Source organism: Amycolatopsis sp. MEPSY49 (genome assembly GCF_051337345.1).
In the GTDB taxonomy this organism is placed as follows: domain Bacteria; phylum Actinomycetota; class Actinomycetes; order Mycobacteriales; family Pseudonocardiaceae; genus Amycolatopsis.
In genome coordinates, this window is record NZ_JBDLYJ010000013.1 from 175706 (window position 1) to 189950 (window position 14245).

Sequence of the window (14245 nt, forward strand, 5' to 3'; positions counted from 1 at the left end):
AGGCAAGGTGTTCGGCCGGCAGAAGAAGCTCAACGATCCGAACGACCTGATGGCGCGGCTCAGGCCCGACGTGAGCCGGGAATCGCTCGGTATCTCGTTCCGCGGTATCGCGGACGAAGACCTGACGATCACCGAGCTCACCCGGCTCGCCCCGGACCCGCCCTAGTCCACAACAGACCGTCGCAACGCGGCTTTGTCCGGCTTCCCCGACGGGGCAACGGGAACCGCGCCCACGAAGCTGAACCGCGCGGGCACCGCCGCCTCCCCGAGCTCCGCCGCCACCGCCTTGCGCACCGCGCCGAGGTCCGGCTCGCGGCCCGGGACCGGCACCACGAACGCGTGCGCCGCTTCGCCCGTCACCGGGTCCGGCACCGCCACGACGTACGCCTGGTCGACGTCCGGGTGCGCGGCGATCGCCCGCTCGATCGGGCCGGTGTAGTGGATGACCGCGTTGACGATCACGACGTCGCGGGCGCGCCCGGACAGGTGCAGGTACCCGGCCTCGTCCAGGAACCCGAGGTCCTGGGTGCGCACCCAGCCGTCGCGCCGCACCTCCGCCGTCGTCTCGGGATCGCGCCAGTAGCCCGCGAACGCCGACGGTGTGCGCACCCAGATCTCGCCGTCACGGCTCTCGATCTCCACCGTGTCGCAGGCCTTGCCCACCGAGCCGAGCCCTTCGCCGGCCGGGCAGATCGTCAGCATCCCGGTCTCGGTCTGGCCGTACGCGTGGTGCATCGCGGGGCCGATCCGCTCGGCCGCCTCGGCGAGCTGGTGCGGCGGCACCGGCGACCCCGCCACGATCAGCACGCGCAGCGAACTCAGGTCGACGTCTTCCTCGCGCAGCACCTCGAGCACCTGGTGCAGGCGCGGGACGGTCATCAGCGCCGCGGTGATCCGCAGCCGCGGCAGCACCCACGGGAAGTCCGGCAGCTCCTCCGGGACCACCGCGGTCCCGCCGGCGAGCAGGCACACCCCCAGCTGTTCGAGCATCACCGCGCTGGTGAGCGTGCCGAACAGCAGGTACCGGCCGAACCCGGCGCCGAACCGTTCGTGGTTCGAGCCGGGGACCGGAGGCCGCCACACCCGGCCTTCGGTCAGCGCGCGGTAGTCGTAGGCGACGCCCTTCGGCACGCCGGTGCTGCCGCTGGTGAACACGACCGTCGCGATGTCGTCCGGCCGCCCCTGCGGCACGGGTTCTTCGTAGCCGGCGAGCAGTTCGGGCCCGACGCGCAGGATCGGCACGCCGGCCACGGTGCCCAGCAGCTCCGGCGACTCGGACGCGGCGTCGACGACCAGCGCGCCGACGTCGCCGAGGACGTGGCGCAGCTGCGGCACGGGCAGGCCGGGCCGCACCCCGACGACCCGGCAGCCCAGCACGTGCGCGGCGACGATCGCGGCGAACCCCTCCGGGGTCACGGCGGTGGCGATGCCGACGCCGTCACCCTGCCCCAGCCCGGCCGCCCGCAGGCCCGCGGTGAACCGGCCGACCAGTTCCCGCAGCTCGCCGCGCGACGTGACGCGCGAGCCGTGTTCGAACGCGGGAACGTCCGGGGCGCGCCCCAGCTCGTCCAGCAGTGCCTGCGGGTGGACCATCTCGACCGCCTTTCGCCCGGGGCGTCCCGGTCTACCGGGCGGATCTCAGAATTTCGGCAGAATCGCGCTGACCAGCGCTTTCTCGCGTCTGCGATGGCAGACGGGAAGCTCGGGCACCCCCTGTGGGTAATAGTGCCGTCACTACGACCGGCAGTTGTGCCGTTTGACCACACAGGCCTCTTTTCTAGCGTGACTTTCACACCGCGCGGACCACCGCGCCAGGGGAATTCGCTTCAGGAAGGAGGTGGCCCGTCGATGTCCAGTCCGGGATTCCAGGCAGATTCCGCTGCCATGACGCGCGCCGTCCAGGGTTTCGAGGAAACCGCGACGAACGCCAAGTCCACGATGGCCAGCTTGGAGTCCGAGCTGACCGAGGCCCTGCGCAACTACAAGGGTGACCAGGCCGTGGCGTTCTGGGACCTCCAGCGCCGGCTCCAGGAGAAGATGACCGTGGCGGTGAAGGAGCTCGACACCATGTCGCAGCTCGTCCACACCAGCCACCAGAACTACGGCCGCGGCGACGCCGACGTCCACCAGAGCTTCCAGGGGGTCGGCAACTCCCTCGAGGGCTCGGGCGTGATCCCCCGCCTCAACCCCTGACCCGAGAGGACGCCCACCATGGCCGACGTCGTCGAAATCAACTTCGCCGCGCTGCAGCACAGCTCGGCATCCCTGGCCGCCAAGGCCAAGGCGCTCACGTCGCAGCTGGAGCAGCTGCACCAGAACCTGCAGCCGATCACCGCGACCTGGTACGCCTCCGGCAGCTCCGCCGGTGACGCGGCCCGCCAGTCGGAGACCCGGCTGCGCCAGGCCACCGCGGACATCGTCGCCATCATCGCCCAGTTCGGCGGCAAGGTCGGCGAGGCCCACGACCTCCAGCAGACGCTGGAGAACCGCAACCAGGGACTGTTCGCGGGCTGACCCGCGCCCAGACGTCGGTCGGCCGGTGCGGGAAACCCCCCGCTCGCACCGGCCGACCGGCTTTCCCCATGTCAGCCGTCGCGCCAGAGAGCCGGGACCGATGCCAGACCAGTCGTACTACGTCCACCTGGAATCGCTGAAGGACTTCGTGCGGGAGCTGGAAACCCAGATCCACGCGATGTCGAAACCGAACGACTTCCTGCTCACGCTCGGCCAGGAGCCGCTGCTGTTCGGCGAGTTCGGCGAGGCCGGGTCGCTCGCCGACGCCCACCGCGCGGCCGTGTCGGAGATGCAGGGCCTGCTCGACCAGGTCCGCAGCGCGATCGGGTTCGCCCAGGACGTCACCACCACGGTCGCCGACGGCTACGCCGGCGCCGACCAGGCGGTGGCCGGGGACCTCCACCACTCGGGCGCGGTCACGAACCTGCTCGACCCCGTGCTGGGCCTGCTGGGCCTCGGTGACTCGGACGGGAGCCGCAAGGGATGACGAAGAACAACACCGCGCACACGAACTTCGCCGCGTACAGCCACCAGCAGCTCTACGCGATGCTCCAGGCCGGCGACCCGAACAGCGCGCGGCACGCCGCCGACAAGTGGAAGTCCGCCGCGCTGCACCTGCACGAGCAGGCCCACAGCCTCAACGGCGAGCTGACCGAGTTCAAGGACCAGTGGACCGGCGGCGCGGCCGACCAGTACCAGCGGATGATCGTCGACCTCGCGAACGGCATCTCCAAGGTGGCGCAGACCGCCGAAGCGATGAACGTGATGCTCGACGACGCCGCCGACGCGCTGGTGAAGGCCAAGAAGGAGATGCCGCCGCCGGTCGCGGTGCCGGACGTCTCCCCCGCCGACGTCGCGCTCGCGGTCAACCCGCCGCTGCTGCCGCCGGACGCCTCGCCCGCGGTCGTCCAGGCCGCGGCGCAGCAGCGCCAGCAGGCCATCGCGAACGTCGAAGCGCAGCAGTCCGCGGCCAACGCCGCCGGCAACGCGCACGGCAGGGCGATCGCCGTGATGACCGAGCTGGCCGGCGAGTACACGGTGGCCGAGGAGTCGATCCCGGCGTCACCGAACGCCGTGCAGACGCCCACCGCCCCGCCGGCCGGCGGTGGCGCGGGCGGCGCCGGTTCGCCCGGTCTGGTGGGCAACGGCGGCACCGATCCCGGCGTCGTCGTCACCCCGGCCGACGGGCACCCGCTGCCCTCGACGGGTACGACCCAGCCCGGGACGTCCGTGCCGACGTCGAACCCGCTGTTCGGCGACATGTTCACCGCCGGGCTCGCCGCGGCCTCGGCCGCCGCGTTCGGCCGGTTCGGCTCGATCATGCCGAAGGTGCCGTCGTGGGCCACCGGCAAGGACCCGAAGGACAAGAAGGAAGAAGCGCCCGGCACGAAGCTCGGTGGCGGCGGGGCTGGCGTCGAAGGCGGCGCCGGCGGCGGCATCCCGATCGGCGGCGGTGACGCGCCTTCGCTGGGCGGGGCCGGCGGCATCCCCGGCGGCGCCGGCATCGGCGGCGGGGGCGACGGCCCGGCGGCGCACTCCGGCCTGGCCGGCGACGGCGGCGCGGGCAACGCCCTGTCCGGGCTCGCGGGCGGCGCGGCCGGAGCCGCGGGCGCGGCTGCGGCCAAGGGCGCGATGCCGATGATGCCCATGATGCCGATGGGCATGGGCGGGGGCGGCGACATGGGCTCCGGGCGCCGGATCCCGGCGTGGCTGGTGGAGACGGAGAACGTCTGGGGCCAGTCGGCCCCGGTCGCGCCGCCGGTCATCGGCGAAGAGCCCGAAGCGTACTGAACCACTTCAAGAACGGAGGCGGGCCGTGACGGCTGCCGGCTATCGCGTCGCCCCGGCCCGCCTCGACACCGTGGCCGGCGAGTTCGGTTCTCGCGCCGATTCTTTGGCAACGGCGCAACGGGCGGTGGCGGGCGAGAAGGTGCCCGCCACCGCGTTCGGCCAGGTCAGTGAGTCCGCGGCCGCGGCCAAGACGTTCGAGAAGACCATGACGGAGCTGGGCTCGAAGCTCGAGGCGGGCGTCTCCCGGCTGCGGACCCTCCAAAATGGACTGACCGCGGCCGCGGCCGGCTACCGCCGCACCGACGCGCAGGTCGCCGCGATGTACCGGGCGCTCCTGCCCGAAGACCCCCTCCCGAAGGCGGGGAACCCGGCGGGCATCGGCGGTTCGGCAGACACCGGCGCGTGGGCGCAGGCGATCGCCGCCAACCGCACGAAGGTCGCCGACGCGCTGACGGCCGAACGTTCCCGGCTGGCGTCGCTCACCGACGCCGACGAGATCAAGCGGTCGCAGGCGCGGATCTCGCTGTACGAAGACATCCTCGCGAACAACCGGCAGATCCTGAAGTTCGACCCGTCGGGCAACGGCCGGATCGCCGAGCTGGTCGGGCACATCGAGCCGGGGACGCGGAACGTCGGGCTGTTCGTCCCCGGCGTCAACACGCAGATGTCCAACTTCGACGCCTACGCCGGTCTCGGGCGCAGCCTGGTGGCCGCCGACCCGACCGGCCGCACGGCGATGGTCGTCTGGGCGGACGGGGTGTTCCCGCAGAACCCGGTGGTCCAGGGGCCGGACGCGAGCTACGCGCAGACGATGGCGCCGGACCTCAAGCACTTCACCGACGACCTGCGCGGCGAGATCGCGAGCCACGCGGGCTCCGACGTCACGCTGACGGCGATCGGCCACAGCTACGGCGGCGCGACGGTCGGGCTGGCCGAGACGCAGGGCTTGGACGTCGACCGCGTGCTGCACGTCGAGTCGGCGGGCATGGGCCACGGCGTGTGGTCGCCGGCGGACCTGCCGGCGAGCCAGGCGGGCGTCCAGCGGTATTCGATGACGGCGCCGCTCGACCCGATCGAGATCGCCCAGGGCAACGCGTGGGGCCTGGAGTGGACCGGCATCGGCCACGGCGCGGACCCGGACACGTTCCCGGGGGTGACGGAGCTGGAGACCGGGCGGTCCGCTGACGGTTCGCAGTTGTGGGGCTTGTCGTCGCACAGTGACGTGCTGAAGCCGGGTTCGGAGTCGTGGACGAACATCTACCGGGTGCTGACGGCCGGGCCGGTGTCCCCGGACGGGACGTTCCAGCCGGATGGCATCCTCGAGCACGGCGTGGAGTTCCTGAACGACGGAGGTGTGCTGCGATGACTTCCGAGCTGGACCGCTTGGCGGGCGAGCTGACGGACGTGATCGACAGCGTGGCGGAGGTGTTCGGCGCGCCGGCGGACCAAACGGTGAACGGCGAGCTGGACTGCGACCCGACCCGGCCGGGCAACCTGCTGTGCTGGCAGTACGGAGTCCGGGTGGAGAAGGCGGGCGAACCCGAGCGGCGCTTGGCGGAGGTGGTCTTGCCGACGCTGGAGCAGCGCGGGTGGCAGGCGCACGACCGGAGCACACCGCGGGAGCTGATCGCGCGGTTCAGCCGCGAGGGGGCGGACTTCACGGTGCACGTGGCTCGGGCGAGCCACGCGGTGGCGATCATCGGCTCGACCCGCCCGGTCCCGGCTGCCGCCGCGGGCTGAGTCGCCCCCCCGACCCAGCCCGACCGCAGCCGCCCGGTCCCGGCTGCCGCCGCGGGCTGAGTCGCCCCCCCGGCCCAGCCCGACCGCAGCCGCCCGCCAGCCGACCTGCCGAACCGCGACCGCCGGACTCGCTTACTCCCCAAGGAAAGCCGCCGTCTCGCCGCCCGACCGCAGTCGCCCGCCCTCCCGCCAACCCGGTCCGGCGCCCCACCCGAACTACGGCGTGAACCGAGTCGCCCGCCAGTTCCGCTTCCGCCCCCGCCGCACCGCCGCCACGGCCACCCCGGCAGCCGCCGCCAACGCCACTCCGCCCAACGCGATCGTCCCCGCCGGGACGTCCGCGCGGTGCTCCACCGGCGCCGCCGCCGGGACCACCGCGGGCTCCGCCGCCGCCGGCACCGCCGATCCCGGGCCCGCGATGTCCGCCGGCAACGTCGACGACACCGCCGCATACGCGTCCAGCACTCCCCAGCCCAGCCGCGGGTCGTGGCCGCCCGAAGCCGGGCGGTGGGCCGTCAGCTCCAGCCGCGTCACGACCTGGTCGCCGGTCAGGTTCGGGTGGTACGCCCGGACCAGCGCCGCGACGCCGGCGACGTACGCCGCCGCCAGGCCCGGGTCGGTCACCGGCCAGCGGTGCGCCACCGCGCCGCCCGCTCCGGCCGAGGTGCTGACCAGTTCCGCTCCCGGCGCGGCGACGCCGATGTAGTCGCCCGCTTCCGACTGCACCGGCTCGCCCGCGGGGTTCACCGAGCCGACCGACAGCACGCCGGACGTCGCCGTCGGGTACGACCGCGCGCCCTGCTGGGACGCGGCCGCCGCCGAAACCACCACCGCGCCTTCCGACCGCGCCCGCGCCACCACGCCGGACAGCGCCGGGCTGTCGAACGCCGCGGGCACCGCCACCAGGATGACGCCCGCGTGCCGGTCCAGAGCCGTGTCGATCGCGCCGGCCAGCGCGCCCGGGTCGCCGCCGTCCCGCGAAGAGCCGTCCGTGTACCGGATCGGCAAGAGATGCGCGCCGGGTGCGACGCCGGCGAACGTCGTCGACGAGTCCGGTTGCGCGCCGACGATCCCGGCCGCGATCGTCCCGCGGCCGTCGCAGTCCGTGCGCTCGGTGCCGTTGCCGCCTTCGAGCTGGCCGGGCGCGAACTGCGTGTTCTGCCCGTCGACGCCGGTGCCGATCACGGCCACCAGCTGGCCCTCGCCCCGCGTCAACGGCCAGAGCCGCGCGGGGTCGACCAGCCGCTGCCCCCACGGGACGTCGCCGGTGTAGGTGCCGGACGGGTTCGCGCACTGCGCTTCGGGCGCCGCGACGGCGGACCCGGGCGAGCCGAGCGTCACCAGGCCCGCGACCGCCAGCACCGCCGGTATCCGCACCCGATCCCCCCGCAACGAAAGACGGTGGCGGAAAAGGACTTCCGCCACCGCCAGTCTACCCGGGAAAGGCCCGTCAGCGAAGGTCCATGCCCAGATCCAACGCCGGTGAAGAGTGGGTCAACCCGCCGACCGACAGATAGTCCACACCGGACTCGGCGTAGGCTTTACCACGGTCGAGGGTGAGCCCACCAGAGGATTCCAGCCGCGTCTTCGGCGAAACCTCGTCGCGGCGCGCCACCGCCTGACGGCACTCGTCCGGCGTGAAGTTGTCCAGCAGCACCTCGTCCGCCCCGGCGGCCAACGCCTCCTCCAGCTGGGCAAGCGTGTCTACCTCCACCTCGCACGCCAGCTCCGGCGCGTGCGCGCGAGCGGCGTCCAGCGCCGCGGTCACCGAACCCGCGGCGACGACGTGGTTGTCCTTGATCAGCACCGCGTCGCCCAGCCCGAGCCGGTGGTTGACCCCGCCGCCGCACCGGACGGCGTACTTCTGCAGCAGCCGCAGCCCCGGCAACGTCTTGCGGGAGTCGCGGATCGCGCAGCCGGTACCGTCCACTTCGGACACCCAGGCGGCGGTCGCGGTCGCGACGCCGGAAAGGTGGCACAGCAGGTTCAGCGCCGTGCGCTCGGCGGTCAGCAGCCCGCGGACCGGGCCGCGCAGCACCAGCGCGGGCTCCCCGGCGACCAGCCGCTCGCCGTCCTCGCGCCCGGCCAGGACCTCGTAGCCGTCACCCAGCACCATGTCGAACACCGCGAGCGCCACCGGCAGCCCGGCGATGACACCGTCGACGCGCGGGGTCAGCTCGGCCACCGCGACCGCGGAGGCGGGCACCGTGGACTCCGTCGTCGCGTCGGGCCCATAGCGCAGGTCCTCGCCGAGTGCCGTCGAAACCACCCGCGTCACGTCCTCGACGTCGAGGCCGGAAGCGGCGATCAGCTTGCGGACCGGGTCGGAGATCGGGAACGTCATGCCACGCCCTCCAGGGGGATCGGGTCGGCCAGCACGGGCTGGCCGGACGGGCTGAGCCGGATGAGCTGGCTGCGTCGCCAGTTCTCGTCGAGCGACCGGAAGTCGGTCCGCACGTGGCAGCCACGCGACTCGGTCCGCCGGACGGCCGCGGCGAGCAACGCCTGCGCCACCACGGTCAGCGCCGCGTCCTCGACCGCCGCGTGCGTCCACAACGGACTGTCCTGAGTCGACAAATCGAGCACCGAACCCGCGGCGGCGAGCCCGTCGGCGTCGCGGCCGATCGCCGCGTACCGGCTCATCACGCGCTGCAGCGAATCACGCGACGCGGCCGGCGCGGTGGTCCACGACGGCAGCCGGCCGCGCGCCGGATCGGCCAGCAGCCCGGCCGCGAGGTCCGCCGCGACGGCCTCCGCGACGCGCTGCCCGACGACCAGGCCTTCGAGCAAGCTGTTGGACGCCAGCCGGTTCGCGCCGTGCAGGCCGGTCCGCGCGACCTCGCCCGCGGCGTACAGGCCCGGCACCGACGAGCGTCCGTCCACAGTGGTCACCACGCCGCCGCACGAGAAGTGCGCCGCCGGCACCACCGGGATCGGGTCCGACGCCGGGTCGAGACCCAGTGCCGCGCACGCCGCGGACACCGTCGGGAACCGCGCCGCGAACCCCGGGACGCCGGTCGCGTCGAGGAAGACGTGGTCGTCGACGCCGCCCGGCGCGAGCGCCATCCGGCGGGTGATCGCCGCCGACACGACGTCGCGGGGCGCCAGGTCGCCGAGCGGGTGCACGCCCGCCATGACCGGCGCGCCGGTGGCGTCGACCAGTGTCGCGCCCTCGCCGCGCACGGCCTCGGTGACCAACGGGCAGCGTCCCCGCGCGCCCGGGGTGTACAGGACGGTCGGGTGGAACTGGACGAACTCGATGTCCGCCACGGCCGCCCCGGCCCGCAGCGCGAGCGCGATCCCGTCGCCGGTGGCCATCTCCGGGTTCGACGTCGCCTGGTAGAGCTGCCCGATCCCGCCGCTGGCCAGCAGCACGGCCGAAGCGCGGACGACACCGGGTACGCCGTTCCGGTCGAGGACGGTGACGCCGGCGACCCGGCCGCCCGGGGTGCGCAGGGCGTCGACGGCGATGTGGTGCTCCAGCACCGGCACCCGCGCCTGCCCGGCTTGGGCGACCAGCGCGCGTTCGACCTCGGCGCCGGTCGCGTCGCCGCCGGCGTGGATGACGCGGAACGCGCTGTGCCCGCCCTCGCGGGCCCGCGCGAGCAGGCCGCCTTCCGCGGCGTCGAACTTCGCGCCGTCCGCCCGCAGCCGGGCGACGGCCGCCGGGCCGCCGTCGAGGATCGACCGGGCGGCCACCTCGTCGACCAGCCCGGCGCCCGCGGTGAACGTGTCCTCCGCGTGCTTCGCGACCGAGTCGTCGAGGTCGTGCTCGTCCTCCAGCACGACGGCGACGCCGCCCTGGGCCCAGCGCGTGTTGCCGTCTTCGACCGCCGCCTTGGTGATCACCAGGACGTGCAGGCCGAGCGCCTGGGCGCGCAGCGCCGCGGTCAGGCCCGCGACGCCGCTGCCGACCACGACCAGGTCCGCGCGAGCCTCCCAAACCGGAGTTTTCGCCTGAGGGTCATTAACCGGCGGGGTCATTCGCCGCCGCCGGGCTGCCCGATCTCGATCATCCGCTGCACCGAGGCCTTGGCGCGGGCAGCCGTCTCGAGGTCGACGTGGACCTCGTCGAGGCCGTCGCGCAGGCACCGCAGCAGCGCGGCGGGGGTGATCATCTTCATGTACCGGCAGGACGCGCGGTCGTTCACCGCGCGGAAGTCGATGCCCGGCGCGGCCTTGCGGAGCTGGTGGATCATGCCGATCTCGGTGGCCACCAGCACCGACTTCGCGCGGGTGTCGCGGGCCTCGTGGACCATGTCGCCGGTCGAGAGGATCTTGACCCGCTCCGGCGCCACCGCGCCCTCGCCGGCCAGGTAGAGCGCCGACGTCGCGCAGCCGCACTCGGGGTGGATGAACAGGTCGGCGTCCGGGTTCTCGGCCGCGCGCTCGGCCAGCTCGGCACCGTTGATGCCGGCGTGGACGTGGCACTCCCCCGCCCAGATGTGCATGTTCTCCCGGCCGGTCACGCGCTTGACGTGCGCGCCGAGGAACTGGTCCGGCAGGAAGAGAACTTCCTGGTCGGCCGGGATGGAGGCGACGACGTCGACCGCGTTCGAGGACGTGCAGCAGATGTCGGTTTCGGCCTTCACCTCGGCCGTGGTGTTGACGTAGGAGACGACCACCGCGCCCGGGTGCTCGGCCTTCCAGGCGCGCAGCTCGGCGCCGGAAATGGAGTCGGCGAGCGAGCAGCCGGCCCGCGCGTCCGGGATCAGGACGGTCTTCTCCGGGGCGAGGATCTTCGCGGTCTCCGCCATGAAGTGCACGCCGCAGAAGACGATGGTGGACGCGTCGCTGTTCGCCGCGATGCGGCTGAGCGCGAGGGAGTCGCCGGTGTGGTCGGCGATGTCCTGGATCTCCGGGACCTGGTAGTTGTGCGCGAGCAGTACCGCGTCGCGCTGTTTCGCCAGGCGCCGCACCTCCTCGGCCCAGGCCGCGTTCGCCTCCACGCCGCCGTAGGGGGTGAGGTCTTGTTCGAGCGTCGAAGTCATGCTGGCCCTCCTGGACCCGTCTCCGGTTTTCGCCTTACAATCGAAAACCGTGCGAAGTCATCTTAACACCCAGGCCCCCCTCGCCCACGAGGTTTTGGGAGCGGTCCTTCAAGTGCGCTCGGACACACTGCGGGTGCTGCTGTGGCGCCGCGCGCTCGACCCGCACCTCGGCCGCTGGTCGCTGCCGGGCGGGCGGCTGCGGCCCGACGAGGACGTCGAGACGTCGGTCCGGCGCCAGCTCAAGGAGAAGGTCGACGTCCGGCAGCTCAAGCACGTCGAGCAGCTCGCGGTGTTCAGCGACCCGCACCGGGTGCCCGGCCCGCGCGTGGTGGCGACGGCGTTCCTGGCGCTGGTCCCGTCCGACGTCGACCCGGAGGTGCCGGAGGACACCGAGTGGCACGACGTCGCGAAGCTGCCGCGCACGGCGTTCGACCACGAGGCGATCGTGCTGCGCGCCCGCGACCGGCTGCGCTCGAAGCTCTCCTACACGAACCTCGGGTTCGCGCTGGCGCCCGACCAGTTCACGATTTCGGCGTTGCGCGGGCTGTATTCGGCGGCGCTGGGCTACCGCGTCTCGGCGACCAACCTGCAGCGCGTGCTCTCCCGGCGCGGGCTGCTGGTTCCCACTGGTCACACGGCCCCGCCGGGCCGCGCGGGCGGGCGTCCGGCGGCCCTGTTCTCCTTCGCAGGCAAGGGCATGCAGATCACCGATCCGTTCGCGGTGTTCAAGCCGCCGAACCGGTGACCATCCTGCGCCGGAGGCGTTCTCCCCTTACCGTGGACGCGTGACCGAGCCGGAATCGGAAAGCGACGCGACGACGACCTTGCTGCCGTTGTTCCCGTTGCAGACCGTTCTGCTCCCGGGGGCCAAGCTGCCGCTGCACATCTTCGAGCCGCGGTACCGCCAGCTGACGGCGGACCTCGTCAGCGGCACGGTGCCCGGGCGCGAGTTCGGCGTGGTGGCCCTGCGGTCGTCACTGACCCGCGAGGTACGTGGTCTGGACCAGCTGTACGAGATCGGCTGCAGCACGGTGCTGCGCGAGGCGAAGCGCCTGCCGGACGGCCGGTTCGACGTCGTGACGCAGGCCCAGCGCCGCTTCCGCCTGACGGACCTCGACTGCGTGTCGGCGCCGTACCTGATCGCATCGGTGGAGTGGGTCGACGACGACCCGGTGTCCCCGGCCGGCGACATGGCCGAACGCCTGGCGGTGGTCGCCCGGGCGGCGCATCGCCGTTACTGCGAGACGGCGTGGCGCAGCGACGACTGGCAAACCCCGGAAGCGACCACGGACCTGGCCGACCTGGCCTACCAGCTGGCGGCGGACTGCCTGCTGCCCCTGGACGACCGGCAGCGGCTGCTGGAGGAACGCCACCCCCTGCGCCGGCTGCGGATCGCGTGCCGCCTGCTGACGCGGGAGGCGGGGTTCCTGGACACCCTCGGCGCGGTGCCGCTGCCGCCGGGCGAGCTCACCGACCTCAGCCGCCCGGCCAGCCTGAACTGACTCAGCCCGCGGAGCCGTTGCCGAACTTGCTCCACACCTTGCCCGCGGTGCTGGAAACCGCCTCGCCGACGTCGCTGAACACCTTCGTCAGCGGGTCGGCCGAGGAGTTCCACGACTCCTTGTACGACTTGGCGGCCGACTTGAGGTCGTCCTTCCAGTCGGACGTCGGCGCGTCGTCGTCGCGGCGCGGGTAGTCGCCGGCCAGGATCGCGCGGTACTCCGCCGACGCCGCCCACTTCTGGAGCTGGGCCGCGCGGACCACCGCGAACGGGTGCGACTCCGTCTCGACGAACTTGAGCTTGAGGAAGCTGTCGCGGATGTCCTCGACCGACTCGTATTCGGCGGCCTGCCGCAGGAACGAGGGGATGTCGATGCGGGCCGGGTCGATGCCGCCCGCGACCTGGATCTGGGCGCGCAGCGCCGCCGTCGGGTCCTGGCCGCAGAGCAGCCCGGCGCGGTCGCAGGACAGCTCGGCCTTGCGGAACCACTCGCGCAGCGCCGCGACGATCGCCCGGATGCCGAGCGCGCTCACCGGCGTCCACGACATCGCCAGCTGCAGCGCGATCAGGCGCACCATCATCGTGCGGTAGACCGCGTGCCCGGACAGCACGTGCCCCATCTCGTGCCCGAGCACGAACCGCAGCGACTCGTGGCTCATCAGCTCGACGAGGCCGGTGCTGACCCGGATGAACGGCTCGTCCATGCCGACGGTCTCGGCGCTGATCCGCGGGTCCTGGTAGACGAACACGTTCGGCACCGGCAGGTCGAGCGTCTCGGCGCACTCGTGGCGCAGGCGGTCGAGCTCCGGGTACTGCTTCGGCCCCACGCGGATCGACGAGGCGAGCGCCATCAGCCGTTCGCCGCGCTCGTTGTAGAAGCCCGAGATGGCTTTGACGACCTGCGCGAACCCCGGCACGGCGCGCAGGGTGGCGAGCGCGCCGCGGTCCACGGGGTGCTCGTAGGCGCGCGGGCTGATGCCCGGGAAGCGGACGGCGTGGTGGCGCGAAACTTCGATGTCTTCGGTCACTGCGGTGATCCCCCTGTGGTCGAGGGGGCACAGCTTAGGACAAGATCGTCAGCCCAGGCGGCGGCCCAGGTCGTCGCGGCCGTTCCAGGTGGCGAGCAGGCCGTAGGAGACGGTCACCCCGAGCGGGCCGGTGAGCAGCACCCACCACGACTCCAGCCGCGGCGCGAGTTCGATCACCGAGCCGAGCGCGGGGGCGCTGGTGATGGTGTAGTGGCTGTTCGCCCAGCCGACGCCGAGCAGCACGGCCAGCGCGCTCGCGAGGGCGACCCCGAGCACGGCGGCGAGGAAGACGACCGGCCCACGTCGTTCGCGCAGCAGCCAGACCACGATGCCGACGACGATCCCCAGCCCGAGCGTCATCAGCCCGAAGACGGCGAGGTCGTCGAAGCGGTGCCAGCTTTCGAGCTCGAGGGGGCCCTGGGCGCCGTCGGCGGAGACGATGCGGACGCGCTCGGGCGGCGCGAGGCGGGACCAGGCGAAGGCGAGCGGGAAGCTCAGCAGGCTGAGGGTGCCGAGCACGCTCACGGCGGGCAGCAGGTCGGCCTTGACGACGACGCGCGGCCGCCGTTCCCGGACCAGGACGGGCACCGACCACGGACCGGCCACGGCCGACGGCCGGTGCGCGGGCCCCGACGACTCACTCACCCGGACTCCCTCCTCCTGCGTGCGACTGAGGGTAA

At 73.1% G+C, this 14245-nt stretch carries 16 protein-coding genes; 9 read left to right on the forward strand and 7 right to left on the reverse strand.

What is annotated here, in order from left to right:
- The first annotated feature begins 7 nt into the window (after window positions 1–7).
- Window positions 8–166, forward strand: coding sequence for a hypothetical protein (locus ABFJ78_RS40520; RefSeq protein ID WP_436392788.1), 159 nt, complete (start codon window positions 8–10; stop codon window positions 164–166).
- Here the strand turns inward: ABFJ78_RS40520 and ABFJ78_RS40525 are convergent.
- A complete protein-coding gene (locus ABFJ78_RS40525; protein ID WP_436392789.1) occupies window positions 163–1593 on the reverse strand; it encodes an AMP-binding protein in 1431 nt (476 codons plus the stop codon). The genes ABFJ78_RS40520 and ABFJ78_RS40525 overlap by 4 nt on opposite strands.
- A gap of 255 nt (window positions 1594–1848) precedes the next feature.
- Between ABFJ78_RS40525 and ABFJ78_RS40530 the strand changes: the two genes are divergently transcribed.
- The 6 genes from ABFJ78_RS40530 (at window position 1849) to ABFJ78_RS40555 (ending at window position 6045) form a co-directional block, all read left to right on the forward strand.
- Window positions 1849–2193 (forward strand): WXG100 family type VII secretion target, encoded by a 345-nt coding sequence (locus ABFJ78_RS40530; RefSeq protein WP_086856673.1) that lies wholly within the window; start codon window positions 1849–1851, stop codon window positions 2191–2193.
- Between the two features lie 18 nt (window positions 2194–2211).
- Complete coding sequence (locus ABFJ78_RS40535) at window positions 2212–2514, forward strand: hypothetical protein (RefSeq protein ID WP_372668884.1); 303 nt, start codon at window positions 2212–2214, stop codon at window positions 2512–2514.
- A 100-nt stretch (window positions 2515–2614) separates the two neighbouring features.
- Window positions 2615–3001: a hypothetical protein gene (locus ABFJ78_RS40540; RefSeq protein WP_436392790.1), complete on the forward strand. Its 387-nt coding sequence runs from the start codon at window positions 2615–2617 to the stop codon at window positions 2999–3001.
- Window positions 2998–4305, forward strand: a complete 1308-nt coding sequence (locus ABFJ78_RS40545) for a WXG100 family type VII secretion target (RefSeq protein WP_436392791.1) — start codon at window positions 2998–3000, stop codon at window positions 4303–4305. Before ABFJ78_RS40540 ends, ABFJ78_RS40545 begins: the two co-directional genes overlap by 4 nt.
- Before the next feature lie 25 nt (window positions 4306–4330).
- Complete coding sequence (locus ABFJ78_RS40550) at window positions 4331–5671, forward strand: alpha/beta hydrolase (protein WP_436392792.1); 1341 nt, start codon at window positions 4331–4333, stop codon at window positions 5669–5671.
- The gene (locus tag ABFJ78_RS40555; protein WP_436392793.1) at window positions 5668–6045 is read left to right on the forward strand and encodes a hypothetical protein; all 378 of its coding nucleotides are present in this window, start codon (window positions 5668–5670) and stop codon (window positions 6043–6045) included. The genes ABFJ78_RS40550 and ABFJ78_RS40555 overlap by 4 nt, the downstream gene beginning before the upstream one ends.
- Window positions 6046–6261: 216 nt before the next feature.
- Here ABFJ78_RS40555 and ABFJ78_RS40560 read toward each other — a convergent pair whose 3' ends face one another.
- From ABFJ78_RS40560 to nadA, 4 genes are all read right to left on the reverse strand, one after another.
- Window positions 6262–7422: a S8 family serine peptidase gene (locus ABFJ78_RS40560; protein ID WP_436392794.1), complete on the reverse strand. Its 1161-nt coding sequence runs from the start codon at window positions 7420–7422 to the stop codon at window positions 6262–6264.
- A 73-nt stretch (window positions 7423–7495) separates the two neighbouring features.
- A complete protein-coding gene (gene nadC / locus ABFJ78_RS40565) occupies window positions 7496–8389 on the reverse strand; it encodes a carboxylating nicotinate-nucleotide diphosphorylase (protein ID WP_436392795.1) in 894 nt (297 codons plus the stop codon).
- Window positions 8386–10029, reverse strand: a complete 1644-nt coding sequence (locus tag ABFJ78_RS40570) for an L-aspartate oxidase (protein WP_436392796.1) — start codon at window positions 10027–10029, stop codon at window positions 8386–8388. Before ABFJ78_RS40570 ends, nadC begins: the two co-directional genes overlap by 4 nt.
- Entirely contained in the window at window positions 10026–11036 is a 1011-nt protein-coding gene (nadA, locus tag ABFJ78_RS40575; RefSeq protein WP_436392797.1) for a quinolinate synthase NadA, read from the reverse strand. The genes ABFJ78_RS40570 and nadA overlap by 4 nt, the downstream gene beginning before the upstream one ends.
- Before the next feature lie 112 nt (window positions 11037–11148).
- Here nadA and ABFJ78_RS40580 point away from each other — a divergent pair, with 112 nt between their 5' ends.
- Together ABFJ78_RS40580 and ABFJ78_RS40585 are read left to right on the forward strand one after the other, a co-directional pair.
- A complete protein-coding gene (locus tag ABFJ78_RS40580; RefSeq protein WP_372668903.1) occupies window positions 11149–11781 on the forward strand; it encodes an NUDIX hydrolase in 633 nt (210 codons plus the stop codon).
- Between the two features lie 40 nt (window positions 11782–11821).
- Complete coding sequence (locus ABFJ78_RS40585; RefSeq protein ID WP_436392798.1) at window positions 11822–12538, forward strand: LON peptidase substrate-binding domain-containing protein; 717 nt, start codon at window positions 11822–11824, stop codon at window positions 12536–12538.
- Window position 12539: 1 nt separating this feature from the next.
- On the opposite strand, the gene ABFJ78_RS40590 is transcribed toward ABFJ78_RS40585, so the two are convergent.
- Together ABFJ78_RS40590 and ABFJ78_RS40595 are read right to left on the reverse strand one after the other, a co-directional pair.
- A complete protein-coding gene (locus ABFJ78_RS40590; protein WP_436392799.1) occupies window positions 12540–13565 on the reverse strand; it encodes a M48 family metallopeptidase in 1026 nt (341 codons plus the stop codon).
- A gap of 48 nt (window positions 13566–13613) precedes the next feature.
- Window positions 13614–14210 (reverse strand): DUF2567 domain-containing protein, encoded by a 597-nt coding sequence (locus tag ABFJ78_RS40595; protein ID WP_436392800.1) that lies wholly within the window; start codon window positions 14208–14210, stop codon window positions 13614–13616.
- Window positions 14211–14245 lie beyond the last annotated feature (35 nt).